Raw genomic sequence first — 25622 nt, 5'->3', positions numbered from 1 at the left:
CTCCTCTCCGTCTCGGGACGACCCGTGTCAGATTGGATGCCAGCTCCTCTTCCGGCATCCGCAGTCGTCGCCGCGATTTATCGCGATTTATTCAGCGGCGGCCGCATAGGGGACGTTGCGCCCGCCATAGCGACGGACACGAACGTTTGCCTGCTCGGCATGGCCGGCGAATCCTTCAAGTATGCAAAGGCGCGAACAGTATTCTCCGATCATTGCCGAGGCCTCATCGGTCAGGACGCGTTGATAGGTAACGGTCTTCAGGAACTTGCCGACCCAAAGGCCGCCGGTGTAACGGGCGGCTCCCGCCGTCGGCAGCGTGTGGTTGGTTCCAATCACCTTGTCGCCATAGGCGACGTTGGTTCGCGGCCCGAGAAACAGCGCCCCGTAGTTCGTCATCCGCTCGAGGAAGATATCCGGATCGCGAGTCATCACCTGCACATGTTCCGATGCCATGCGGTTTGCTTCACCGACCATTTCGTCCTCTGTCGAACACAGGATTACCTGGCCGTAATCCTCCCATGCGCGACGGGCGATGACGGCAGTCGGCAGGATGTTCAGCAGCCTTTCGACCTCTGCGATCGTGGCTTTGGCGAGAGCCTCTGAATTGGTTAGCAAGACTGCCGGTGAGTTGGGACCATGCTCGGCTTGGCCGAGAAGATCGGTCGCGCATAGCTCGGCGTCGACGCTGTCATCGGCAATGACCAGGGTTTCCGTCGGACCGGCGAAGAGATCGATGCCGACTTGTCCATAGAGCTGGCGCTTGGCTTCCGCCACAAAGGCGTTGCCTGGACCGACCAGCATGGCAACGGACTGGATGCTTTGTGTGCCCAGTGCCATGGCGGCTACCGCCTGAACACCGCCGAGGCAGTAGATTTCATCCGCGCCTGCCAGGTGCTGGGCCGCAACGATCGCCGCGGCAGGGCGCCCCTCGTAGGGCGGCGCAGCCGTGAAGATGCGCGGCACGCCGGCAACCTTGGCCGTAATGACCGACATATGGGCCGAAGCCAGCAATGGATATTTTCCGCCTGGCACATAGCATCCGACGGACTGAACGGGGATGTTCTTGTGCCCAAGAACAACGCCCGGCAGGGTTTCGATCTCGATATCGCGCAACGCTTCGCGCTGATGCTGCGCGAAGTTGCGAACCTGTTCCTGCGCGAAGCGGATGTCGCTCAGGTTCTGTTCGGACAGTTCCGCAAGGCAGGCGCGTATTGCCGCATCGGTCAGGCGAAAATCCTTGCGGTCCCATTTGTCGAAGCGGATCGAAAGCTCGCGCACCGCAACATCGCCACGCGCACGGACATCGGCGATGATGCCCTCTACAGTGGCTCTGACGGTGGCCTGATCGGCTGCCACGGCGCTCGGATCGCGCCCCTCTTTGAGTTTGCGGATCACTTGGTCGCCCCTTCCGTCGTCCTGCCTTCGAAGTAGCTGTCGAGATCGAGCGCCAGTTTGATGATGCTCGAATAGTCCTCGCCGGCATGTCCATTCTGGCAATGGATGGCGAAGAGCTCTGTTGCCAGATTTCCCATCGCTGCCAGGACTTTCGAGCTGTTCGCCAGTTCCTTGGCGAGCCGCATGTCCTTCAACTGGAAATCCGAGCGGAAACCGCCGGCAAAACCGTTGGCAGAGGGCACATTCTCCATCAGGCCCGGGAATGGGTGATAGCGCTCGAGCGCGTAGTTGTTGCCCGAGGAGTTGCGCATCACATCGCTTAGGATTGCTGGGTCGAGACCATTGGCGACACCGAGTGCCAGCGCCTCGACAGTTCCCGCCATGCATATTCCGGACAGAATGTTGTTGCAGAGCTTCGCCGTGTGGCCCGCTCCCGAAGCCCCGACATGATAGATGCGCTGTCCCATTGCTTCCAGCAGAGGGCGGGCATGCTCGACATCCGTGGCCTCGCCGCCGACCATGAAAGTCAAAGTGCCGGAATGGGCGCGCGGCGTCCCGCCTGAAACCGGTGCATCGATCATGCGCCGGCCGGCGGCGCGGGCGGCAGCGGCGATTTCCAAGGTGACGGTCGATGAAATCGTGCTGCTATCCATCAAGAGCGCACCCTTGCGGGATGCCGCGATGACACCCGACGCTCCAAGATAGGCGTCGCGGACATTGTCTCCGGTCGGAAGCATGGTGATAACCACATCGGCCGATGAAGCCGCCTCGGCGGCGGAGGTGGCACGTTTCACGCCCTGCTTCTCAGCCGCGTCCTGTGCGGCCGAAGACGGGTCGAAGCCAATGACTGGAAAGCCGGCTTGGACCAGATTGCGGGTCATTGGTTGACCCATATTGCCAAGGCCAAGGAAAGCGACGGTTTTCACTTGAGCATTCTCCCGGTCAGGCAGCCGACGTGTTGACGATGACGGTCTTCGACCAGGTGAAATGCTGGATCATGCTCGCCAGCGAGAGTTCACGCCCCATGCCGCTCATTTTCGTCCCCCCATATTCGATGTTGGCTTCCGCGACGGCAAACTGGTTGACCTGCACGAAGCCGGCGTCGATGCGCGACACGAAGTCGAACGCCGCCGGGAGGTTTTCCGTGAAAATCGTTGCCGCGAGGCCGTAAGGCGTATCGTTGGCCTCCTGCAGCACGGTCTCGAAATCGGTAAAGCGTGAGACAGTCGCGACCGGCCCGAAGATCTCGTCACGGCAAACGGGTGAGCTTGCGGGAACGCCCTCGATCAGCGTCGTCGAGTAGTAGTAACCCTTGTCCAGACCTTCGGGACGCTGGCCGCCGCAAAGGATACGGGCGCCCGGCGTCTGCCGCGCCATTTCAATATAGCGTTCGACCCGATCGAACTGCTTGCGCGATACGATACAGCCCACCTGTGTCGCTTCATCCAGCGGGTTTCCAACCCGGAAAGACGGAATGCCGGCCAGGACGCGCTCGATCACCGCATCATAGATGGCGTCGTGGATATAGATCCGCGTACCGGCGGAACACGACTGGCCCTGACGCTGAAGCCGAAGCCCCTGCAGAATGCCACGCGCCGCGCGATCGACATTGGCATCAGCCAGGACGATGTTCGGATTCTTGCCACCGAGTTCGGCTGTGACTGGTATGATCTTGTCGGCGGCGTAGTGCATGATCAAGGCGCCGACGGCGCTCGATCCGGTGAAGCTGATCTTGCGTACAGCCGGATGATGGCAAAGCAGGCGACCTGCTTCCTCGCCGAGCCCGGTGATTGCGTTCGCGACGCCGGGTGGCAGAACCGCCTGTAGCAGTTCGAACACCCGAAGCACTGCCAAGGGTGCTTGCTCGGCCGGCTTTAGCACGACGGTGTTGCCCGCGGCGAGTGCCGGGGCGATCTTGCTGGCAAGCTGCATCAGCGGTGCATTCCACGGAATGATCGCGCCAACGACACCAAGCGCCTCGCGTCGCGTATAGAGCAGCCGGCCAGGATCGGGCGGATAGGTCCGGCCGTTGATCTCGCCAGCCAGGCCACCGAAATAACGCAGGATGTCGACCATGGTGCCGGCTTCATTGCGCGATTGGGTTGGAAGTGCGTTGCCAGTCTCCAGCGACGAGAGCCGGGCAATGTCTTCACGGAAGCCGTCGAGATGATCGGCTGCCCGCATGAGCAGGGCGCCGCGCTCTCTCGCCGGCGTTGCCGACCAAGACCGGAACGCAAGGGAAGCCGCATCCACCGCAGAATTGACATCCTCTATGCCGCAGCGTGGCGCAGAGCCGATGATCTCTTCGGTGGCGGGGTTCTCGATATCGAATTGCGCTGTTGTGAGCGCTTTTCTCAAGCCGCCGCCGCAGACGATCTGGCCCGAAAGTCGTCTCGCTTCCGTGGTTTGCGCGCCGATGCGCGCTTCAAGGGAGTCTGTTGCAAAGGCGTTCATACGAGATGGCTTCTGTTGTTTTTGATTGAGCATACGTATGCACTCTGTTAGACATTTGAAATGAGTTTGTCAAACGGGAGTGAGAAATGTCTGTGACAACAATCGGCCTCGTCGCTGGAGACCCATCCGGTGTCGGTCCGGAACTTTGTGCCAAATTGGTCAATGCAAAGGGGCGCCAGAGTGACCTCCGCGTTGCCGTCTTTTGTGGGAAAGGGAGCTTTCGCGACGGAATACGAATCGCTGGTCTCGATGGTGAAATCCCGGTCGTCGATAGCGTCTCATCGATTCCGGAGCGTGGCGGCGTGGCGCTGATTTCAGGTCTGGATCGAGGCGGCTACAAACCCGGTGTGGCGAGTGCGGAGGGCGGAACTGCCACGCTCGCGGCGCTGGAGAGTGCAGCAGACGCGGCCGGGGCAGGGCAGCTCGATGCGATTGTCTATGGTCCGCTCAACAAACAGGCGATGTGGCTGGCCGGTCACAAGGCGATCGACGAACTGCATTTTTTCTCAAGTCGCCTCGGTGTTACTGGCTTCTGCTGCGAAATGAATAACCAGGGGGCTCTCTGGACGGCCCGCGTAACCTCGCATATCCCGCTTCGCGCCGTGGCCGACAACATCTCCGTGGAGTCCATCATTGCGGCCACGGTGGCCGGCGCCAAGGCGGTCGAATCATCAAGCGGCAAACGTGCGAGAATAGCCGTTGCCGGCCTTAACCCGCATTTGGGAGAAGGCGGCGCAATGGGCACTGAGGAGATCGAGATTATCCTCCCCGCCATCGAAAGGCTAAAGGAACTTGGATACGATGTCGCCGGCCTCTATCCGGCCGATACCGTCTTTCTGCGTGTGGGGCCGGAGAAGCTCGACTTGATCATCACCATGTTCCACGATCAGGGCCAGATCGCGCTGAAGACACTCGGTTTCGCCAACACCTCGACCGTTCTTGGCGGATTGCCGCTGCCAATCGTTACCGCCTCGCAAGGAACAGCCTACGACATTGTTGGCCAAAATCGCGCCGACCCCGCCGGCCTGACAGCAGCGTTTGATCTCGCGCATCGTCTTGCTATTGCTGCGCGCAAGGCAGCATAACAGGCGCAAAAGCTGATTTGCGCAAGGATCCAATGCATGAGACGGTCAACTTCGGTGGATGTCGCGCGGGAGGCTGGCGTATCGCAATCGACGGTGTCTCGCGCGCTCGCCGGCGACGGGAGGATTTCAGAGGAGACAAAGAAAAAGATTCGCAAGACGGCGGAGCGCTTGGGCTATACGCCAAATGGGATCGCGCGAAGCCTGCAGACGAAGAAGACGAATATGGTTGGCCTGATCATGGCCGATATCCTCAATCCGTTCTACCCGGCCGTCCTGGAAATCTACACCCAGAAGCTCAACGCCATGGGCAAGCAGCTCCTGTTGCTTTCCGTGCCCAAGGGTTTCGAAGTCGATGACGTGCTGCCATCGATGCTTCAGTACGAGATCGACGGTTTGATCGTCACGTCAGCTGTGTTGTCGTCGCGAATGCGCGACATCCTGCACAACAGGAACACTCGGGTGGTTTTGTTCAACCGCTCCGTCGACGACTTTTCGATCAATTCAGTGTGCTGCGAGAACAGGTCGGCTTCTATGGAAGTTGCCGCCCTTCTTGTTGCCGCAGGGCATAGGCGTATAGCCCTTATAGGGGGCCGCCCTGATACGTCGACCCACCGCGAACGTAGCGCCGGTTTTCAGGATGAATTGCGCCGCCATGGAGTCCAAATCATTAGCGAGCAATTCGGCGAAAACACCTATGGCGGGGGTTACAGGGCAGCGATCAATCTGCTGTCCGGCCCGACTCCCCCGGACGCCATCTTCTGTATCGCCGATGTCATGGCGCTTGGCGCGCTGGATGCAGCGCGCTTCGGGCTTGGGCTGAAAGTTCCGCGCGATGTTTCCATCGTGGGCTTCGATGACATTCCCTCGGCCGCCTGGCCGGCATACGACCTCACCACCTTCCGCCAGCCGATCGAGGCGATGGTGGGGCGGTCCCTGTCCCTGCTGTTTGATCCGGCAGACTTTCCACCAGCGGCTATTCGCATACCCGGCGAACTGATCATTCGCGGCTCTACCAACATTGGTCCTGCAACCGTCTGAACTGATCAACGCCAGATACTAATTTAGCAAATTCATATGCATACGTATTCTCAAGTTAAGGAAATGGAGAGTGATTTATGAAGGAAAATCAAGTCGCGCCAAATTTCAGGCTGGACGGAAAACGGGCGCTTGTTACCGGAGCCGGGCGGGGTTTGGGACTGGCCGCCGCCCATGCGCTCGCCCACTTTGGTGCCGAGGTCGTTCTGATCGCCCGCACATTGAGCGAGATCGAGGCTGCCGCTGCCAATATCACTCGCGCGGGCGGACGAGCCGAAGCAATCGCTCTCGATATCCGGGACGTTTCGGCAGTGAGTGAAGCTGTTTCACACAGGCCGGCTTTTCACGTGCTGGTCAACAATGCCGGGATGAACCGCACCAACCCATTCCTTGATGTAACGCAGGCCGATTTCGATGATATTATGGCCCTCAATCTCCGTGCTTCCTTTTTTGTCGCGCAGATCGTCGCGCGACGCATGGTCGAGCAAGGCGTCAGTGGCAGCATCATAAACATGTCGTCGCAGATGGGCCATGTCGGCGCCGCGACGCGCAGCGTCTACTGCGCCTCGAAATGGGCAATGGAGGGCATGACCAAGGCGGTGGCAATCGATCTTGCGCCATACAAGATCCGTGTGAACACCATTTCCCCGACGTTTGTAGAAACCCCGCTCGCTCAAAATTTCCTGAAGAACGAAACATTTAAGGCGGAGGTCATGTGCAAAATAAAGCTCGGCCGCATCGGTCATGTCGACGACATAACCGGAGCAGTTGTTTTTCTTGCGTCCGATGCATCCTCTCTGATGACGGGGTCGTCCATGGTCATCGACGGCGGATGGACTGCGGACTAAAGGCAATTCTCAACCCGCAAATTGGCAATCTCTGGTGGTTTTCGCTCCGTCTTTGACGCGACACGCAGTGCACGAGCGGCCAAAGCACAAGCCGCGGCTGTCATTGGTGGGCTGAACGCCCACCAGTCTTCACTCCTTAGGGATATGGCAGTCCCAGGGGGCCCGCGAACTATTTGCTCAATCCCGTGGGTCATCGCCAGGTAAAGGGCGAGCACGGAGATCAAGCAAACCCCATTCCTACAACCACGGCCGTCCGCTCAGTTCGACAGACAAAGCTTTCGTGCGATGCCATGCCCGATCCTCACCTGCGAGAAGACTATGCTGCGAAAGGCGTTCTCCAGGATCACGACACGCTCTTCAAGCGCAACGGCAAGTGGCCCCGGCTCGCTCCTCGGCTACATCGTGTGATTTTTCATGGAATGAGGACCCTGTTTGAGGGGTGATTTTCGTCCAAACGGGACCCCTTAACGATGGGTCATCAAGATGCCTCCGGTTTGATCGGAGGCATTTGTGTTTTGGATGTTGGTTGTGGACACGATTGCGAAGATACGCCGGCTGTCGCTGGTGCAGGGGAAGTCGATCAAGGCGATCTGCCGGGAGCTGAAGATCTCCCGGAAGGTGGTGCGCAAGGTTTTGCGTTCCGAGGAGACAGAGTTCCGCTACGAGCGCAAGCATCAGCCTTATCCCCGGATGGGCGCCTGGCGTGACGAGCTGGATCGGCTGCCATCGGCGAATGCGGCCAAGTCTCAGCGGGAGCGGCTGACACTGATCCGCATCTTTGAGGAGCTTCGCGGCCTCGGCTATGACGGCAGCTACAGTTCGGTGTGGCGGCATGCTCAGAGCTGGGCGGCGGATCGCGGCAGCGCCGCGGCCGAAGCCTACATTCCGTTGAGCTTTGCGCCGGGCGAGGCCTACCAGTTCGACTGGAGCCACGAGATCGTTCTGCTCGACGGCGTGACGGTAACGGTGAAGGTGGCGCACATGCGGCTTTGCCACAGCCGTATGTTCTTCGTGCGGGCCTATCCGCGCGAAACGCAGGAGATGGTGTTCGACGCCCATGACCGGGCGTTCAGCTTCTTCCGCGGCGCCTGCACGCGTGGCATCTACGACAACATGAAGACGGCGGTGGACGCGATCTTCATCGGCAGCGATCGCCGCTACAACCGCCGCTTTGCGCAGATGTGCGGGCATTACCTTGTCGAGCCGGAGGCCTGCACGCCGGCGGCCGGCAGGGAGAAGGGGCAAGTCGAGAACCAGGTCGGGCTGGTGCGCGAGCGCTTCTTCACACCGAGGCTGCGCTTCAAGACGTTGGAGGATCTCAACGGCTGGCTGGCCGACAAATGCGTTGCCTATGCCAAGGCGCATCGGCATCCCGAACAGGGCGAGCGCACGATCTGGGACGTATTCGAAGAAGAGCGCGCCAGCTTCATTCCCTATGCCGGGCGCTTTGACGGCTTCCATTGCATTCCCGCGTCGGTGTCGAAGACCTGCACGGTGCGCTTCGACAACAACAAATACTCGGTGCTGTCGAGTGCCGTCGGCCGGCCCGTCGAGATCCATGCTTATGCCGACCGGATCATTATCCGCCAGGACGGCGTGGTCGTGGGCGAGCATGCCCGCTGCTTCGGCCGCAACGAGGTCATCTACGATCCCTGGCACTACGTGCCGGTCCTGGCCCGCAAGCCGGGCGGATTGCGCAACGGCGCGCCGTTCCTTGGCTGGGTCCTGCCGTCGGCAATGGAGAAGGTGCGCCGCAAGCTCAAGGCGGTTGATGACGGCGACCGGCAGATGGTGTCGATCCTCACCTGCGTGCTGACCGACGGATTGAGCGCGGTCGAGGCCGCCTGCCAGGAAGCCATCGAGCACGGCGTCTCGTCGGCCGCGGTGATCCTCAACATCCTGGCCCGCAGCCGCGATCCGGCGCCGGGCACGATCCTTTCCATTCCCCAGGCGCTGAAGCTGGATCACGAGCCGGTCGCCGACTGCGCCCGCTATGACAGCCTCAGGAGGACGAACAGCCATGGAACGCACCGAAGTACTGGAACTGATGGGGGCGCTGAAACTCTTCGGGATGCGCGCGGCCTATGACGAGATCATGGGCGTCGCCATTAAGCGGCAGCACGAACCGCCGAAGATCGTCGGCGATCTGTTGCAGGCCGAGATATCGGAGAAGCAGGCCCGTTCCATCAAGTACCAGCTCACCGTCGCCAAGCTTCCGCTGGCCAGGGATATCGAGGACTTCGATTTTGCCGGCACGCCGGTCAACGAGAGCCTGATCCGCGACCTCGCCGCCGGCGCGTTCGTCGCCGATCAGCGCAATGTCGTCCTGGTCGGCGGGACAGGCACCGGCAAGTCGCATCTGGCGATCGCCATTGCCCGTTCTCTCATCCGCAACGGCGCACGCGGGCGCTTCTTCAACGTTGTCGACCTCGTCAACAGGCTCGAGACCGAGACCCGTGCCGGCCGGCAGGGCCGCATTGCCGATCATCTTACCCGGCTCGACTTCGTCGTCTTCGATGAACTCGGCTATCTTCCCTTCGCCCAGGCCGGCGGGCAGTTGCTCTTCCATCTGGTCTCGAAGCTTTACGAGCGCACCAGCGTCATCATCACCACCAATCTCGCCTTCGGGGAATGGCCGAGCGTCTTCGGCGACGCCAAGATGACAACCGCGCTGCTCGACCGCCTCACCCATCACTGCGAGATCGCCGAGACTGGCAACGAATCCTGGCGCTTCAAGAGCCGCTCTCAAAGCTGAAGTTCGAAAGCCAATCAGTCGCGCCCGATCAGGCTGTGCAACCCCGACCAGCTTCGCCTGATCGGGCGCTTACCGGCGTGCCTCTCAACACCGAAAGCCGGGGTCCCTTTTGCGGGAAAAAACAGGGTCCCGATTCCGTGGCCATTGACAGTTCTTCGTTCGGCCGACCCGCATCGCGGGTCTGAAGGGCATAGATAAGCGCGCCCCCGATTCCGACGCTGGCGACCAGGCCGAGACCCGCCAGCAGGCGAGCACGATGTCGGCGATGGCATACCAAGGCGCCGCCGCCAAGCACGATCTAGGCAAGGTCGCGGCGTCGCAACGAGCGCCGACCGACAGCTCAGGCCGGAGCAGGGTCAGCCATCGTGCCACACTGTTCCATCATCGCGATCGGGCCTCGCAACCGGTTGGATACCGACATAGGTCGGCGACGATTGTGCCGCCAGCAGGGCTGTCGCGCTCAGCCTCCCTGCGTGGGCTTTGCGTTGACATTTTCAGTGCCCGTCAGGAGAATAGTCCAGCATCGTCGCCTGAAGGCTTATTGTGGCGGTGCGCACGGCTGTCATCGCATCCTTGATCGCGGTTTCGTCGAAAGGCTCGCTTTCTTCACTCCTCAGCCCGGCCCATTCTGCAACGCCGGCGCTAGCTGCCAAGCCAGTCCCGAATGACTCCATTAAATTCGCGCGGGCGATCGATCATTACCATGTGACCGGCATTGGCGAAAATGTACATATCGGCTTGCGGGGCGCGTTCCAGCAGCTTGATGCCACGCGCCACCGGCACGGTTTCGTCACAGGCCGACCAAGCTAGGAATAGTTTGGCCCGCATGGTGGGCAAATGCGGAAGGAGATGGTCCTCCTGAATCTGGGTATATTCGGTGTCGTCCTTTATCCGGGCAGCCTGCCTGAAGCGTTCCAGTTGACCGGTCTCGCAGGCTAGGCGGTAGTTCTTTCTTAGCAGGTCCACGAACTCCGGCGGATTCTTCATGCTTAGCCTTGCGTTGGTGCGCAGAAAGTCATCCTCTGTATCGCAGCCCTCGAGCACATTATACGCTGCCGCCGCTGCTGCCTGCCAAGCGTGGTCCTCATTCCCGCCGAGACGCGGCGCGGTGGCGCCGCTGCTCACGACGACCACCTTGTCGACCAGACCCGGATTTTCAACGGCGAGCATTGCCGCGATGAAACCGCCTTCGGAATGGCCGACCAGCGCGCATCGGGTGATCCCGAGCGCTTCGATGAAGGCTGACACGTGATGGCGCCGGTCGAGGCGGGGAACGTGTTTCCCATCTGCCGACGCATCTGAGAGACCGAAACCGACCAGATCGGGCGCCAGCACCCGGAACTCATCCGCGAGTGCCGGGATGGTGTTGTGCCAGGTAGACCAGGCGTCGATCGCCAGTGACGAGCCGTGCAGAAGGATCACGGTCGGTCCGCTCCCAGCTTCGAAATAGCGCGTACGGATTCCGCCCGCCGAGACATAATTTTCCTCAGCTCTCGAAGAGGGTAGCGGCGGACGGGCGGCGTCAGGCGCTTGCAAGCGCCGATTAGCTGACGGATTGGTTTTCAAGCTGTTCGATCATCCCGAGTGCGAATTGTGCGGCTTTGCGTACATGTTTTTTTGCAAGCCGCTCGGCATCCGATGCCTTGCGGTTCACCAGGGCGTCGAGCAGGGCTGCCAGCTCTTCTTGAGATGCCTTTCGCCGCTCTGCATTGGAAAGAGAAATCATGCGCAACTGTGAGGCCCGCATATGTATGCTGCGAAGCATCCGTTCCGCCTCGGAATTGTTCGCGCCTGCTATCAAAACGTCGTAAAACCGGGTTTTTGCGGCAATCATTTCGCGCGGTACACCGACGCGATAAGCTTCCATCAGCTCGTCATACATGTCCCCGCAACGCGTGATATGATCGTCAGCCGCATTCTCGCAAAACAACCTGCATATAAGCGCCTCCAGCACTTCGCGAAGATCAAAAATGTCCTTCGCGACCTTAGGATCGACGACAGAGACGATCAGCCCCCGGTTGGGCAGGTTCGTGACTAGGCCCTCGTTCTCGAGCTCGCGCATCGCTTCCCTGAGCGACGTCCGCGAAACGCCCATGCGCTCGCAAAGTGTGCGCTCCACCAGCCGCTCTCCCGGCGCCAGTTCTCCGACGACGATGGCGTTGCGGATGATATCGGCCACCTGCGTATACAGCCGCGGCGCAACATGGACTCGCAGGTCATACACGGCGACTTTGATCCTTTGAAAGGTGCGTGGACGAGTGCAATTTCACAAGCATATCACCTTACCGCAAGGCATTGTGCTCACTCAGTGGCCTGAGGCGTTCAGCGGCCGTGGCTCGTAGGCCCGGTCGATGCAGTCAATCTGTTCGGCGGCAAGCGCTATGTCCAATGCCGCGACGGCCTCGTCGACATGCTCTATCGAGGTTGCTCCAAAGATGGGCGCGGCTATGCCGGGGCGCGCCAATGTCCAAGCGAGAGCCACCTGGGCCGGTGTCTTTCCGATATCAGCGGCAACGGCAGCGACGGCTTCGCGTACGGCGTGGTCGCCCTCGCGGTAGTAATATTTCTGCGTATAGTCGTCGCTTTTCGTGCGCGCCGTCTGCTGGCCGGGATCGCGACGGTCCGCGGCAAGGAAGCCGCGTGCGATGGGGCTGAACGGTATCAGGGCAACCTCATCGTGACTGCAATAGGGAAGCAGTTCCCGCTCGCACTCCCGGTGAGCGGGGTTGTATTCGCATTGCATCGAGATGAACGCCGGAAGGTCACGTGCGCTGGCAGCCGCACGGCATTTTGCGAGTGTCCAGCCGGGCATCGTCGTGACCCCGACATAGAGCGCCTTTCCGGCGCGCACGATGTCCGCCATGGCTTCGACCAGTTCGTCGAGATCTGTATCCTTGTCCCAGATATGTGTCTGGAAGAGATCCACGTGATCGGTTCCAAGGCGGACCAATGAATCATCGATTGCCTTGAACAGATGCTTCCTGGAGTAGCCGCGGCCATTGCAGTGCGAAGCCATCGGGTTGCCCGCCTTGGTGGCGATGACGAAGCTGTCGCGCGGCTGCTGGGAAACGAGTATCTGGCCCAGAATGCGCTCGCTCTCGCCAGCAGAATAGAAGTCGCACGTATCGAAGAAATTGATGCCGTGGTCGAGGGAGCGCGCAAGGATCGGAGCCGACGCCTTCGCATCGAGCACCCAGGCCCGCCATCGCGCGGATCCGAATCCCATCGCGCCGAGGCATAACCGGGATACTTTCAAATTGCTCTTGCCGAGCCTGACGTAGTTCATTTGTCGATCTTTTGCTTGCGTGGTGAGGATTTGGGTTTCTGCCCAGAGTCGCGCAGCAGCGACAGCGCGAAAGCCGCGGACCTTTCAACATACTCGCGCGTGAGCTTTTCGGCGAGGTCGGCATCGCGCGCGCGCAACGCGTCGAAAATGCCGTTGAGCAAAGCCATCGTGTTCCTACGTCGTTCAGCCGATGCGACGCGGGTGGTGATGGTGCGCAGATAAGTGACGCGGGCACGTAGCAGAAAGGTCATTTGCCTGGTGATGTCGTTGCCTGCGCCTTGCATGATGATCTCCCACACCGCATCGAGCTTCTCGGCATGCTGCCGGGCGAGCTCGGCGGTGTCGGTTTTGCCCGCTTCTGAAATACGCGCCGCCAATTCGTCCATTTGTCCCAGGCTGGCCCGTTCGACAAACATGCGCGTCATCGCCGATTCGAGGATTGCGCGGGCCTCGTAGATTTGCCGGATTTCCTGTTCCGACAGACGCGTCACGAACATGCCCTTGCCGGCTATCCGAGTGACGAGCCCTTCGGATTCAAGCTGGCTAAGCGCTTCCCGGATGCTTGTGCGGCTTACGCCGGTCTGCTCGGCCAGCTTCCGTTCCACCAGCTTGTCACCCGGCTTGAACACCTCGTTGAGCAGCGCCTCGCGCAACGTGACAACGGTCTGCTCGCGCAACGTCGGCGAACCAGCAATCGACCACCCAGTCCATTCATGCATCGCGGCTCTCCCGTCGTTCCTGTCATCACAGCTACGCGTTCGATTCATTCACCACAAGTAGCCCATTTAAATACGGTTGACCATATGTTTGCCTGTTGGTATACCAAAAAGATGAGCTTGAACGGGAGTGCCTAGAATGGCGCTGATGCGCACCAAAGATGGTCTGATCGCCTATAAGAGAAGCGGTGAGGGTCATCCTCTCGTGCTGGTGCACGGTGTCGGCGCCAATCTAGAAAGCTGGGACGGCGTTAGCCGCGAACTGGAAGGCAGTTTTGACGTTGTTCGTTCCGACCTGCGCGGGCATGGCCAGTCCGCGCGCATCGACTCGGAATATTCCGTCGAGAAGTTCGCCGCCGACATCGTTAAGGTGATGGACGAAGCGGGCGTGCGCAAAGCCCATCTGGTCGGCTTTTCGCTAGGTGGTCTGATCGCGCAGGAGCTGGCCTACTCCTATCCAGCTCGCTTCGAGCGTGTCGTTCTTCTTTCCGCCGTTGCTGGCCGCACACCGGCCGAACGGGAAAAGGTTGTGGCGCGCCTGCGGATGATCCGCGACGGTGGCATGGATGCAATCGTCGGGGCCGCGCACGACCGCTGGTTCACCAAGGAGTTTGCCGATCGCCACCCGGATGTAATCGAGCAGAGAATTGCCGAGCTCAAGGCTGTCCATGTGCCTTCCTATCTGGAGGCGTATCGGGTGTTCGGCCTTACCGAACTCGTGGATCGGCTTGCCGAAATCAGGCAGCCGACGCTGGTGATGACGGGCGAATTTGATCAGGGGTCGAATATCCGAATGGCCGAGACGATGCACCGGCTGATCCCTGATTCGGAATTGCGCATTTTGACCGGCCTGAAGCACAGCGTCCTGGTCGAGGCATCCAAACTGGTGTCCGACCACGTCCGCGAGTTTCTCTTGCGCCCACGCTGAAAATGAAGGGAAGACGAATGAACGAGACGTTATTTGAGCGTGGACTGGAGCGCCGCAAGGCGACGCTGGGCAGCGAATACGTTGAAAATTCACTGAGCAAAGCGACCGAATTTTCCAAGGGCTTTCAGGCGCTTGTTACAGAATATTGCTGGGGAGCTGCATGGGGCGACGACAGGCTGAATGCCAAGACCCGCAGCATGCTGAACATCGTGATGATTGCCGCGCTCAACCGCATGGATGAGTGGGAACTCCATTTTCGCGGCGCCCTTCGCAACGGTGTCACCCGTGATGAGCTGGACGCGCTGATAACCCATCTCACGATCTATTGTGGCGTTCCTGTCGGCGTCGAATGCCATCGCATCGCCAACCGCGTCCTTGCCGAGCGCGCAGCCGGCGGAGCGGAAAAATGACTGGCGTCTTGATCCGCAAGATCGTCGATTTCGTCGAGGACACGCTTGTCGAAGGGGGTCGCGCCGCGCCTGTTCCGCTTCGCATGGCCGCCTGCGCGGCGGTAATCCGTAATCCCTGGGCGGGATCGGCATTCGTCGAGGATCTTCAGCCGCACATTATGGAGCACGCCACGGCTCTCACGGACGCCCTCGTGCCTCGCCTAGTGGCGATCATGGGCGGTCCAGACCGGATAGAAGCGTTTGGAAAGTGCGCGGTGACCGGAACGGACGGTGAAGTCGAACATGCCGCCGGCCTGATCCACACGCTGCATTTCGGCAATGTCTTCCGCATCGCCGCCGGTGGAGATTCCTTTCTCCCCTTCACCAACAAACGTGCCGGCGCCGGCACCTCACTCACCGTTCCTTTGACCCACAAGGATGCCGAGAGGAAGGGTAGCCGCGCTCATTTTCTAACCGTGGAATTTACGATTCCAGACGCGCCTGCCCATGACGAGATCGTCATCGCGTTAGGCGCCGCGAACGGTGGGCGACCGCACCATCGCATTGGTGATCGGTTCAACGACATGCGGATCATGGGAGTCGATCAGGCCGGCCGGCCGCTGCCAGCCGAGAGCAGATAACGTGCAAGCCTCGGGTTCTCGTCCCGAGGCTAATAACGGCAATGCCGATAATATTGGGAACTGAACCTACGGAGGACTTGTCATGGATAGAAGGCAATTTATGGCCGCCGTCAGCGGCTTCGCAATCGTGGCCTCTTTGCCGACGGTAGCGCTGGCTCAAGATGCCCAGCCGGTCACCGGCGGCACGCTCAACGTCGGCTTCATCAGCGACGTTCGCACGCTTGACCCCCTTCAGTCGTCGCAATGGACCGAGCGCCAGATCCTTTTCCTGATATTCGATACGCTTCTCGAAACCGAGGCCGACTTCTCCCTGAAGCCCGCCTTGGCGAAAAGCTGGGAGTTTTCGGACGACGGCAAGCGCGTGATCCTGAAGCTGCAGGAAGGCGTGCAGTTCCATGACGGCACGCCATTTAACGCCGAGGCGGTGAAATGGAACCTAGACTCGCGTCTCGATCCGAAAGGCAACTCATCGCAGCTCAAGTTGCTGGAAGGCGTCAAGAATGTCGAAGTGCTGGACGAATTCACTGTCGCCATCGACATGAAGGAACCCTATCCGCCCCTGCTGGCGCTGTTTGCCGACCGCGCTGGGCTCATGGCGTCACCGGCGGCGGCCAAGAAGAACGGCAGCGACGTCGGTTCCAACCCTGTCGGGACCGGTCCGTTCGTTTTCGGCGAATGGGTCCGCGGGTCGCGCATCGCGCTCACCAAGAACGCCAGCTATTGGCAGAAGGGAATGCCCTATCTCGACGGTATTATTTTCCATGACATTCCCACGAACGTCGTCGGCATTCAGCGCATGGCCATCGGCGAACTGGATTTCATCAGCCAGCTTGATCCGCTGGATACGCGCCTTTCCAAGGCCAGCCCGGATATCGAGCTTGTGCCATCGAAGGGTGGCGTCTGGTATTCCTACCAGTGGCGGTGGGACGCCGAGCCATACAACAAGCCGGAACTACGCCAGGCCATAGCGCACGGCCTCAACCGCGACCGCCTCAACCAGATCATATGGGCTGGACAAGGCAAGATATCCGATAGCTTCACGCCAGATGGCCTCTGGTGGACGCCGACCGATCTGGTGCACTACGAATACGATCCGGAAAAGGCGCGCAAGATCGTGGCTGATTCTGGCCTGAAGGGCACCACCATCAAGCTTGCGGCGCCAAGCGGCGATACGCTTCGACGCTTCGCCGAGCTTGCCAAGGAAGACCTTGACGCGATCGGCCTCAACATTGAGCTCGATCCGGTTCCGCAAAGCGACTACTACGCCAAGGCGGTTTCCGGCGAGATACGCTTCACGCCTATGCGCTGGACGCAACGGGCGGATCCCGATGGCCTTATCCACTACCTCTTCTCCAGCAAAGGCACCGCAAATTCCACGGGCTACAAGAATCCCGACGTGGACAAATGGATCGATGAGGCGCGGGTAATTTCCGACCAGGCTCGCCGCAAGGAACTGTACGAGAAGATCCAGCGTCAGATTTCTGCCGATCTGCCTTACATGCCCGTCGGCTTCAGCGTCGAATTCAACGCCATGCGCAACACCGTCAAGGGGTTTGCTCCGATGCCGGATGAAATCCCGCGGTTCCGTTATGTTTGGAAAACGCAGGCCTGATCGTCATGCTTTGCCGCGGCGTGGTGCGCCGCGGCTTCTGGCGCGGGTGGAACCTTATCCCGCCTGCAACCGGTGGAAAGGATTTGATCGCCATATGACCGCCGCCCATCAGATGCGCACCAACCGCCCGCTTTGCGAGACGCGCGCCCGGAGCCGTTCGTTCAATCCCCTCGCGATGCACTGAGGTCAGAAATGCTTGCGCTTGTACTTTCCCGCATAGCGATCATGGTTCCGAACGTTATCGTTCTGACCTTTCTGCTGTTCACGTCGGTTACGTCCTTTCTGGGGACACCGGCGGCGATCATGCTGGGAGAGAACGCGTCCCCTCAATCGATTGCCGATCTCAACGCGAAGCTGGGCTTCGACCAGCCCATCCTGTCGCGTTACTGGAACTGGATCAGCGCGGCATTGTCGGGCGACCTGGGTCGATCCTACTCCACCCAGCAGCCTGTCGCGCAAATGATCGCGGATGCTCTTCCTCTAACGCTCGAGCTGGCATCCTGGGCGATCCTCATCGCATTCCTGGGGGCCACGCTAATCAATTCGGCTACGTTCATGAAAAAGCTGGTGGACCGGCTCACCGCCGCCATAAGCATCGTTGGCATCACTGTACCGAATTTCTTTCTCGGACTGCTGCTGATCTACCTGTTTTCGGTTCAGCTACGCTGGCTGCCGACGACCGGATGGTCGCCGTGGTCACGGGGCGCTGGGCAACATCTCATCCACATGATCCTGCCCATTATCACGCTTACGACCTTCTATTTCAGCTCCTTCACGCTCGTCTACAAGGCCGAATATCAGTCGGTGAAAGGCAACCTTTACATCCAGGCCGCGCGGTCCAAGGGGCTGTCGGAGGCGCGCATTTCCTACCGGCACATTCTGCCCAACAGCATATTGCCCTTGATCACCTATGCCGGACTTTCGCTTGGACAACTGGTAGGCGGGGCGGTCGTGACCGAAACCGTCTTTTCCATGCCAGGCATGGGCCGGCTGCTGGTCGAAGCGATTTCGTCCCGGGATTTTCCGGTGATGCTGTCGGTGGGAATGGTGATCATCGTCGGCGTGATGATCCTCAACCTTGTGGCGGACATCACCTACAGCCTCGTCAATCCGCTCGTGCGAACATCGGCTTAGAATCCAATGAGAAAACTTCCGTTCCGATTGGTCCTTGGCCTGACGCTTCTGGTGATCATCACATTGATCGCGGTGTTCGCGCCCTTGATCGCGCCACTGCACCCGACCGCTACGACGATCAATGTCCTCGGGCCGCCTTCGGCTGAGAATATTCTTGGCACGGACCAACTGGGCCGGGACGTGCTGTCGCGCGTCATCTACGGGACAAGGGTTTCGTTGCAGGTGGGTGCTTCGGCGGCGATCGTGGCTGTGCTGATCGGCGCGCCCATTGGCCTGATCGCCGGGTTTTTCCGTGGCTGGGTCGATTTTGTCCTGGTCCAGATAATCGACATTTTCATCGCCTTGCCGGGGCTCGTTCTCGCATTGATCATCACCGCCATGCTCGGGCCATCGGTGGTCAACCTGGCGGTCACGCTGGGTGTCGTCACTGCGCCGACGGTCGCCCGCCTGGTTCGTGGCCAGGTTTTCGTTGTCCGGGAAATGGTCTTCGTGGAAGCTGCGCGTGCCACGGGCGCAAGCTCTTTCTGGATCATCCGCCATCATATCATGCCAAACACGATGCGCGTGGTGTGGGCGCAGTTCGCAATCAATGTGGCCTTCGCGATCTTCACCTCCGCAAGCCTCAGCTTCCTGGGGCTGGGCGTGCCTCCGCCGGCTCCGGATTGGGGCGGCATGGTGCGCGACGGTTCGATGTTCCTGCCGATCCTGCCGCTGCTCAGCTTGGGGCCGGGTGCTGCGGTCGCCCTTACCGTTTTCACATTTTATCTAGTCGGGTCGAGCATGAACGAGGCCGCGTCCCGCAATGATCGCTGATTGGAGCAGGGAAATGACGTCTAGCCAGGTCGAGCCGCCGCTGCCGGCATTCATAGAACAACGCCTGCAGGAGTTCGCGGGTCCGGAAGGTGCGTTGAAGGCGCGGCGATGGATGCGGCCGGCCGATGTGTTGATGCGCGTCGAGAACCTTCGCTGCTTCAAGGCTTCGCGCGTCAGTTTTGCCGATATGCTGCTGCGCAGGATCGTTCGCGAACGCTGGCAGATAAGAATGATCTCGGCGGAGTGCGACGATGACGGCGCGGCGAGATTTGTCTACCGGATCGACGCGGAAGGCCATTCCTTCTCCTATATCGCCCGAGCATATCCATGGGACGGAATCGAAAAAGTCGGACGCCGCTCCGACGGCGCGGATCGCGACATGTTCGGCGCGCTCTTCGTCAATCTTGCCAGCCAACAGCGTATCCAGCGGGAATTTGAAACCTTCGACATCAAGGCTGAAGGCCAGATGCGCACGGATTCGGATGTGGTCGGCTGGACCCCCGCCAATCGCAGCAGCCGGCATTTCGACGCCGTCGTCGAAGCATTGTCCCGCGGCGAACAGCCTGCCCCAGAGCTTGGCATCGCCTACCTCATGCGGAACGGTGGCTTTCAAAGCAGTGGCAGGAACGGCACGGTTTCCTATCCCGGCATTCCCGAGGAGCACCCGCTGGCGCACCCGTTCTTTGCGGACATCTTCGCGATCTACCTGGTTCGGCTTGTCTCCATCGATCTCGTCAATGCCGTGGCGCGGCGGCGCAATTCGGACGCGGCGCAGCTCGACATCGCGATCGCGCGCGGGCTTGGAATAGGCAACTCCTCAGGTCAGGGGATGTGTGTAGCCCTCCAACGCTGGCCGCATTGGGTCGCCACCTGGGTGACCGTGCGCGAGGCGGCGCTTGGCTACGCAAAAAGCCTGCCGGTCGAAGCGGGAAGCATTGCACTTGTCCGCAGCTCGATAGAGAGCACCATACGTATCTATGCGCAGACTGACCCACAGACGCAGGACTATGTGGCGGCTAACGAAACCATCATCGAGAACTTGAAACGCATTTCGGCAAGCCTGCGCGAAGGTCAGTGGCATTGCTGGGGCGACGTTGCTGCGCACGTCGCGGAGGTCATGGATGGCGAGACCAGTGAGCAGTTTCACAGCTTGCTTCTCGACGTAGTGCCGGACTTCTGTGACGCCATCGCGCCCTATTTCCAGATCGGCGCAGGCCGCAAGCGGCAACTTCAGCCAGCAATGAGGATCGGTGAACTGCGCGAGATCCTGCGCAGAAATTACGTCTGGGCCTTAACTGCCGACCGTACGCTCGCCGAAACGCACCAGCATTTCTGGTACCATTCGATCGACAATGGCGAACAGAGACGCGGCGAGAGAATCGTCGATCCGCACGAGCGTTTCGAATCCTTCATCGATCATATCGGACTGATCCAGAGGCTGGCGGCAGTGCTGGTCAGCCGTGATGATAACGAGCACGTCGGCGATGTCGTCCTCGACCATCCGGATCTGCACTACGCCATGTCGCGCGTGCAGTATCTGGATGGCCTACCCTACGCCGAAATACGGGATCCGCTCGCGCATCGCGATTTCGTCCCCGCCGAGCTCATACGTTTTTTCCTTGCGTCGCTGGGCATTCGTGGCTCGACGCCGCTCAGCATCCGCTATGTGCGGGGCACTTTCTTCCAAGATCAGCCGCTGCCTTCGGAAATCCTGACGCCTGACAGGCCGAGTCCCCAGCTTCGCAAGCATGACAATGAGGTTGCCCTGTGAGCATGACCACCGTTGCATATTCCGAACTGACCCGCATCCTACCATGGTCGCTTAGAGCTCTGGGGTATGCGTTCGGCACCGCTGATCGGGGGGCTCATATCGTGGCAGCGGGTGCAGCACTCGATCCGGCTGTTCTGGACGATATCCGTCAGGCAGGCCCGCGGCCCTCTCATGGCTTCAGCTATCACAAGTCGAACGGCCTCACGATGCTGGATGCCGCTGGCATTTCATTTCTGGAAACCGGACCAGCCGCAGTCGATGCTCTCGCCGCCCATGTAAGCGACGCCAAATGGGAGCTATGTCGGATATCTTCGGCGACCGAGTTGTCGCTTGTTCCGGCCACGCTGATCGGCGCGATGAACTACAATCTCTCTTCTATCGGTATCGTCGCCCGCGACGGAACCTTCGACTGGCTGTTGGCTGAACCGGATCCAAGGGGTGTGCTGTATTCGGGCCAAGGGGAAGATACCCTAGCGGCGCTCCTCGGCGGCGAAACGGCAGCCTTGAAATCGATCGACGCCGCCAGGCCTGCGCCGGGGTGCGCGCTTCTCATGGTCAGCGCCCGCAGACCTGAACTGAAGGCGTCCGGATGCGCTGCCGTTCGGCCTGGGGCGAAGATCGCCTTGGCACACAACAAGGGTATTCCCGTATCGCGCGAGACACTGGATGCGCTGTACGGGCTCGAAATGCTCACCTGGGCTCCAACGTCGGAGCGCTCCCGCTCGCAGGCGGGCTTCACTGTTGCACCGGCACCAAGCTCATGAATGAACCGATATCCAATCCGGTGGTTGAGGTGAACGGCCTCAGCGTCGCTTTCGGCAAGCATCAGGTGGTGCATGACGTCGATCTGGCCATCCATGCCGGCGAGACGCTGGCGCTTGTCGGCGAGTCGGGATCCGGCAAGAGCGTCACTTCCATGACGATAATGGGACTGCTTGCCGGCAATACCCATGTGAGCGGTTCGGTCATTGTCGATGGCCAGCAAGTGGTGGGCGCGTCGACATCGACATTGCGGCAGGTGCGTGGCGGCATTGCCAGCATGATCTTCCAAGAACCGATGATGAGCCTGAATCCGGTGCTGCAGGTCAGCACCCAGATCAAGGAAATGCTGCGCCAGCATCGACCCTTGAGCGATGCCGAGGCGCGGGAGGAGGGCATCCGGCTTTTCGACCGCGTTCGCATTCCGGACGCGCGGCGGCGGTTCAACGACTATCCTCACATGTTCTCCGGGGGAATGCGGCAAAGGATCATGATCGCCATCGCCTTGGCGTGCTCGCCGAAGCTGCTTATCGCCGATGAGCCGACAACAGCGCTCGATGTGACGATACAGGCACAGATCCTCGACCTCCTGGACGAGGTCCAGCGCGATACCGGCACCGCGATCCTGTTCATCACGCATGACATGGGCGTAGTGGCCAACATCGCCGACCGCGTCATGGTCATGCACAAGGGACGTGTGGTGGAGATGGGAGCAGTAAAGGACGTTTTCGAACGTCCGCGCGAGGACTATACGAGGATGCTGATCGACGCGGTCCCGCGCTTGGGGCAAGGCGTGGCCCGCACCTACCGCGCGCCTGCCAAGGATGCTGTGCCCAAGCCGGTTTTGAGCGTGCGCAACCTGGTGACCCGGTTCGATGTGCGTGGCGGAGCAATGCGCCGCAAGGTTGGGCGTCTCCATGCCGTCGAGGGTCTAAGCTTCGATATCATGCCTGGAGAAACGCTGTCGCTTGTTGGCGAGTCCGGCTGCGGTAAGTCGACCACCGGCCGCAGCATCCTGTTTCTCAATCCGCCGGATTCCGGCGAAGTGGTCTTCGACGGACGCACGGTGCGGCGCGACAACAGGTCCGATCTTTCGGACCTCCGACGCAACGTGCAGATGATCTTCCAGGATCCTTTCAGTTCCCTGGACCCGAAGCAAAACGTCGGTGCAATCCTGGCAGAGCCCCTGCTATGCCATGGGTTGGCGACCAAGGCCAAGGCTTTGGAGAAGGCGAAACATCTTCTGGAGCGTGTCGGCCTCGAACCGTCGATGATAACCCGTCTTCCGCACGAGTTTTCCGGCGGTCAGCGCCAGAGAATTTGTATCGCCCGGACCCTGATGCTCGACCCGAAGGTCATCATAGCCGACGAGGCCGTCTCGGCGCTCGACGTTTCGGTCAAGGCCCAGGTGATCGACCTGCTGCTTGAGCTGCAGGAGGAACTACGGCTGTCATACCTCTTCATCAGTCACGACATGGCTATTGTCGAACGTGTCAGCCACCGCGTGGCTGTCATGTATCTTGGCGAGATCGTGGAGATCGGGCCCAGCCGCGAGGTGATAGGGAATCCGAAACATCCTTATACCCAAAAGCTGATGTCGGCGGTGCCGGTCCCAGAGCCGACCGCCGACAGGCACCGCTTGATCGGCAAGCCGGTGACCGAATTGCCGTCGCCCATGCGGTCGCTCGATTTCATTCCGCCGAAGCGGCAGCCTCGCGTGGTTGGACCCGACCACTTCGTGATCGAGTGACAGGCTCTAAAGGGCGCTTCAGATGGACGCCTTTGGACGAATCCGAGCAAGGCGCTTCCCTATACCGATGGAGAATTCGATGAACACATATGCTGAGCAGTTCCAAATTGGAGTGAAGGCGGCGTCCTTTTTACGACAGGAAAAAAAACTCCTTATCGATGGAAAATGGGTGCCGGCTCGGTCCGGGAAGGTTTTCGACACATATGATCCGGGCACGGGACGCGTAATTGCGCAGGTTCCGGAGGGCGACACCAAGGATATCGACATGGCCGTCAAAGCTGCCCGGCGGGCCTTTGAAGAAGGCCCATGGAGCCGCATCACGCCCAGCGAGCGTGGACGTCTCATCTGGAAACTCGCGGATCTGCTGGAACAGAACGCCGATGAACTGGCCGAACTGGAGGTTCTCAACAATGGCAAGCCGCTTGCCAATGCTAGGAATTCAGACGTTGCGCTCAGCGTAGATATGTTCCGCTACATGGCGGGCTGGGCGACCAAGATCACGGGGGAAACCATTTCGATCTCGGCGCCGGACAAGTACCATGCCTTCACCGTGCGTGAGCCGGTCGGGGTCGTCGGGCAGATCATTCCGTGGAATGCGCCACTGCTCATGCTGGCCTGGAAGGTCGCTCCGGCGCTGGCCACCGGCTGCACGATCGTGCTCAAGCCGGCAGAGCAGACCCCGCTGACAGCGCTGCGCTTCGGCGAACTGGCCCAGGAGGCCGGCATTCCCGCTGGCGTGATCAACATCGTGACCGGTTTTGGGCCGACGGCGGGCGCGGCGATCGCCTCACACCCGCAGATCGACAAGGTTGCCTTTACGGGTTCCAGCGAAATCGGTCGTATAATCGTCAGGGCCGCCGCTGGCAATTTGAAGAAAGTGTCGCTCGAACTGGGAGGGAAGTCGCCCGTTATCGTCTTTCCCGATGCTGACATGTCGGTTGCCATTCCCGGTGTCACGCAGGGCATTTTTGCCAATAGCGGCCAGGTCTGCACTGCGGGATCGCGACTGTTCGCCCATAAGAAAGTGTTTGACCAGATCGTGGATGGGATCGGCCAGCGGGCCGGGAATATCCGGGTCGGCCATGGCCTCAGCGAAGGCGTCCAGATGGGCCCCGTCATTTCCCCGGTCCAGTGCAACCGCGTAATGGACTATATCGAGCAGGGCAGGAGCGCCGGCGCAACGGTGGCGTTTGGCGGCACGCGGATCGGCAACGAAGGCAACTTCATTGCCCCCACGGTGCTGACCGATACCCGACCCGACATGGCGGTGGTGCAGGAAGAGATTTTTGGTCCCGTCCTGTGCGCCATGAGTTTCGATGACGACGACCTGGAACAGATCGCCCGGCAGGCGAATGACAGTATCTTCGGGCTTGCCGGCAGTGTCTGGACGCGGGACCTGAGCGTCGCCCACAAGATGGTACGGCGAATTCGCGCCGGCCGGATTGGGGTCAACGTACACGGTTCGGTTAATGCGGCGATACCCACCGGCGGCTTCAAGCAATCCGGCTGGGGCAGAGAACGGGGACAAGAAGGGCTGAACCTTTACACGGAGACCAAGTCGGTGATTATGTCGCTTTGAAGGGCTGCCAAAAACGGCATTGTGGGGCAGGGATGTCGCATTTCTATCGCTCCAAATAAACGATCACACCGGACAATTGGCTAATTTTGCTTCTATCAACCCGTCGCGCCGCCCGACCAGCATCGCTCATTGTCCATGAAAAGGAAGAAAGCCCGGCCAGGCGTGGCAGCCAGCTAAAGCTTTTCAGGCTTGGCGATGACTTTCGACGCATTCACGCCGGCTCTGATATTTCCCGAGCAGCGAACCATTCGGACCGTCGACCGTGTTTGCAGGGTAGTGCGTGAGTAGTATCGGACACATAGAATGTGAAATGCGACATCGCCTAAGCGATAGCAGTCATAGTTCGCGCACCTCTTGAACCAGACCGTCTACGATAACTCTTATCTTAGCCGGCAGAGCCTTTGTACGCAGCCCAAGGACGTTGACCGTCACCTCGCCGCCGGACATCCCATCCAGTTCGGTCAGCAGCTTTCCATCGCGAATGTCATCTTGAACTATCCATAGTGGAACCTGCCCAAGCCCGTGTCCCCTACTGCCATCCGCACCGTCTCGAAATCCTGGAGTTCATGTTTGACGGAAACAGCATGCAATGCGATCGAGCCGGATCTTGCTGAGCATCTCGAGCATGGCTGGCCGTTCGCAGAAGCGGACCGATCAACCTATTACACCCGA

General features: G+C 60.1%; 22 protein-coding genes. 15 read left to right on the top strand and 7 right to left on the bottom strand.

Features of this window, described 5'->3' with window-relative positions:
• Positions 1 to 87: 87 nt before the first annotated feature.
• From hisD to A4R29_RS30385, 3 genes are read right to left on the bottom strand one after another with little or no spacing between them, the layout of a single operon-like run.
• On the bottom strand, positions 88 to 1395 hold the full coding sequence (hisD, locus tag A4R29_RS30395; RefSeq protein ID WP_063173872.1) for a histidinol dehydrogenase: 1308 nt from the start codon (positions 1393 to 1395) through the stop codon (positions 88 to 90).
• A complete protein-coding gene (mmsB, locus tag A4R29_RS30390) occupies positions 1392 to 2288 on the bottom strand; it encodes a 3-hydroxyisobutyrate dehydrogenase (protein WP_063174080.1) in 897 nt (298 codons plus the stop codon). Before mmsB ends, hisD begins: the two co-directional genes overlap by 4 nt.
• 49 nt (positions 2289 to 2337) lie before the next feature.
• Complete coding sequence (locus tag A4R29_RS30385; protein WP_063173871.1) at positions 2338 to 3849, bottom strand: aldehyde dehydrogenase family protein; 1512 nt, start codon at positions 3847 to 3849, stop codon at positions 2338 to 2340.
• Positions 3850 to 3935: 86 nt separating this feature from the next.
• On the opposite strand from A4R29_RS30385, the gene A4R29_RS30380 reads away from it, so the two are divergent.
• From A4R29_RS30380 to istB, 5 genes are all read left to right on the top strand, one after another.
• A complete protein-coding gene (locus A4R29_RS30380) occupies positions 3936 to 4934 on the top strand; it encodes a 4-hydroxythreonine-4-phosphate dehydrogenase PdxA (protein WP_063170553.1) in 999 nt (332 codons plus the stop codon).
• Between the two features lie 36 nt (positions 4935 to 4970).
• On the top strand, positions 4971 to 5972 hold the full coding sequence (locus tag A4R29_RS30375; protein WP_082826744.1) for a LacI family DNA-binding transcriptional regulator: 1002 nt from the start codon (positions 4971 to 4973) through the stop codon (positions 5970 to 5972).
• A 77-nt stretch (positions 5973 to 6049) separates the two neighbouring features.
• Positions 6050 to 6817 carry an SDR family NAD(P)-dependent oxidoreductase gene (locus A4R29_RS30370; RefSeq protein ID WP_063170551.1) on the top strand — a complete coding sequence of 256 codons (768 nt, stop codon included), beginning with the start codon at positions 6050 to 6052 and terminating at the stop codon, positions 6815 to 6817.
• A 519-nt stretch (positions 6818 to 7336) separates the two neighbouring features.
• On the top strand, positions 7337 to 8905 hold the full coding sequence (gene istA, locus A4R29_RS30365; protein WP_063173870.1) for an IS21 family transposase: 1569 nt from the start codon (positions 7337 to 7339) through the stop codon (positions 8903 to 8905).
• On the top strand, positions 8838 to 9572 hold the full coding sequence (gene istB, locus A4R29_RS30360) for an IS21-like element helper ATPase IstB (RefSeq protein ID WP_063173869.1): 735 nt from the start codon (positions 8838 to 8840) through the stop codon (positions 9570 to 9572). Before istA ends, istB begins: the two co-directional genes overlap by 68 nt.
• 642 nt (positions 9573 to 10214) lie before the next feature.
• Here the strand turns inward: istB and A4R29_RS30355 are convergent.
• The 4 genes from A4R29_RS30355 to A4R29_RS30340 all read right to left on the bottom strand — a co-directional run bounded on the left by A4R29_RS30355 (position 10215) and on the right by A4R29_RS30340 (position 13577).
• Complete coding sequence (locus tag A4R29_RS30355; protein WP_063170548.1) at positions 10215 to 10994, bottom strand: alpha/beta fold hydrolase; 780 nt, start codon at positions 10992 to 10994, stop codon at positions 10215 to 10217.
• 121 nt (positions 10995 to 11115) lie between these two features.
• Positions 11116 to 11796 (bottom strand): GntR family transcriptional regulator, encoded by a 681-nt coding sequence (locus tag A4R29_RS30350; RefSeq protein WP_082826741.1) that lies wholly within the window; start codon positions 11794 to 11796, stop codon positions 11116 to 11118.
• Positions 11797 to 11877: 81 nt separating this feature from the next.
• Positions 11878 to 12858, bottom strand: a complete 981-nt coding sequence (locus tag A4R29_RS30345; protein WP_063170546.1) for an aldo/keto reductase — start codon at positions 12856 to 12858, stop codon at positions 11878 to 11880.
• Positions 12855 to 13577 carry a GntR family transcriptional regulator gene (locus tag A4R29_RS30340; RefSeq protein ID WP_063170545.1) on the bottom strand — a complete coding sequence of 241 codons (723 nt, stop codon included), beginning with the start codon at positions 13575 to 13577 and terminating at the stop codon, positions 12855 to 12857. Before A4R29_RS30340 ends, A4R29_RS30345 begins: the two co-directional genes overlap by 4 nt.
• A 136-nt stretch (positions 13578 to 13713) precedes the next feature.
• Here A4R29_RS30340 and A4R29_RS30335 point away from each other — a divergent pair, with 136 nt between their 5' ends.
• The 10 genes from A4R29_RS30335 to A4R29_RS30290 all read left to right on the top strand — a co-directional run bounded on the left by A4R29_RS30335 (position 13714) and on the right by A4R29_RS30290 (position 24950).
• Complete coding sequence (locus A4R29_RS30335; protein ID WP_063170544.1) at positions 13714 to 14502, top strand: alpha/beta fold hydrolase; 789 nt, start codon at positions 13714 to 13716, stop codon at positions 14500 to 14502.
• A 17-nt stretch (positions 14503 to 14519) separates the two neighbouring features.
• Positions 14520 to 14912 carry a carboxymuconolactone decarboxylase family protein gene (locus A4R29_RS30330; protein ID WP_063170543.1) on the top strand — a complete coding sequence of 131 codons (393 nt, stop codon included), beginning with the start codon at positions 14520 to 14522 and terminating at the stop codon, positions 14910 to 14912.
• On the top strand, positions 14909 to 15532 hold the full coding sequence (locus A4R29_RS30325) for an amino acid synthesis family protein (RefSeq protein ID WP_063170542.1): 624 nt from the start codon (positions 14909 to 14911) through the stop codon (positions 15530 to 15532). The genes A4R29_RS30330 and A4R29_RS30325 overlap by 4 nt, the downstream gene beginning before the upstream one ends.
• Before the next feature lie 100 nt (positions 15533 to 15632).
• Positions 15633 to 17144, top strand: a complete 1512-nt coding sequence (locus A4R29_RS30320; RefSeq protein ID WP_063170541.1) for an ABC transporter substrate-binding protein — start codon at positions 15633 to 15635, stop codon at positions 17142 to 17144.
• Between the two features lie 192 nt (positions 17145 to 17336).
• Complete coding sequence (locus A4R29_RS30315; RefSeq protein WP_063170540.1) at positions 17337 to 18278, top strand: ABC transporter permease; 942 nt, start codon at positions 17337 to 17339, stop codon at positions 18276 to 18278.
• A gap of 72 nt (positions 18279 to 18350) precedes the next feature.
• Complete coding sequence (locus A4R29_RS30310; RefSeq protein ID WP_244507023.1) at positions 18351 to 19091, top strand: ABC transporter permease; 741 nt, start codon at positions 18351 to 18353, stop codon at positions 19089 to 19091.
• Between the two features lie 133 nt (positions 19092 to 19224).
• Positions 19225 to 20862: a hypothetical protein gene (locus A4R29_RS30305; protein WP_140671174.1), complete on the top strand. Its 1638-nt coding sequence runs from the start codon at positions 19225 to 19227 to the stop codon at positions 20860 to 20862.
• Positions 20859 to 21626: a hypothetical protein gene (locus tag A4R29_RS34530; RefSeq protein WP_127224475.1), complete on the top strand. Its 768-nt coding sequence runs from the start codon at positions 20859 to 20861 to the stop codon at positions 21624 to 21626. The genes A4R29_RS30305 and A4R29_RS34530 overlap by 4 nt, the downstream gene beginning before the upstream one ends.
• The gene (locus A4R29_RS30295; RefSeq protein ID WP_063170536.1) at positions 21623 to 23371 is read left to right on the top strand and encodes an ABC transporter ATP-binding protein; all 1749 of its coding nucleotides are present in this window, start codon (positions 21623 to 21625) and stop codon (positions 23369 to 23371) included. Before A4R29_RS34530 ends, A4R29_RS30295 begins: the two co-directional genes overlap by 4 nt.
• Before the next feature lie 79 nt (positions 23372 to 23450).
• Entirely contained in the window at positions 23451 to 24950 is a 1500-nt protein-coding gene (locus A4R29_RS30290) for an aldehyde dehydrogenase family protein (protein WP_063174079.1), read from the top strand.
• Positions 24951 to 25622 lie beyond the last annotated feature (672 nt).

It is taken from the genome of Mesorhizobium ciceri biovar biserrulae (assembly GCF_001618845.1).
GTDB classification, from domain to species: domain Bacteria; phylum Pseudomonadota; class Alphaproteobacteria; order Rhizobiales; family Rhizobiaceae; genus Mesorhizobium; species Mesorhizobium ciceri.
The sequence above is the reverse complement of the archived record's forward strand: the minus strand, read 5'-3'. Positions and strand labels throughout refer to the sequence as shown.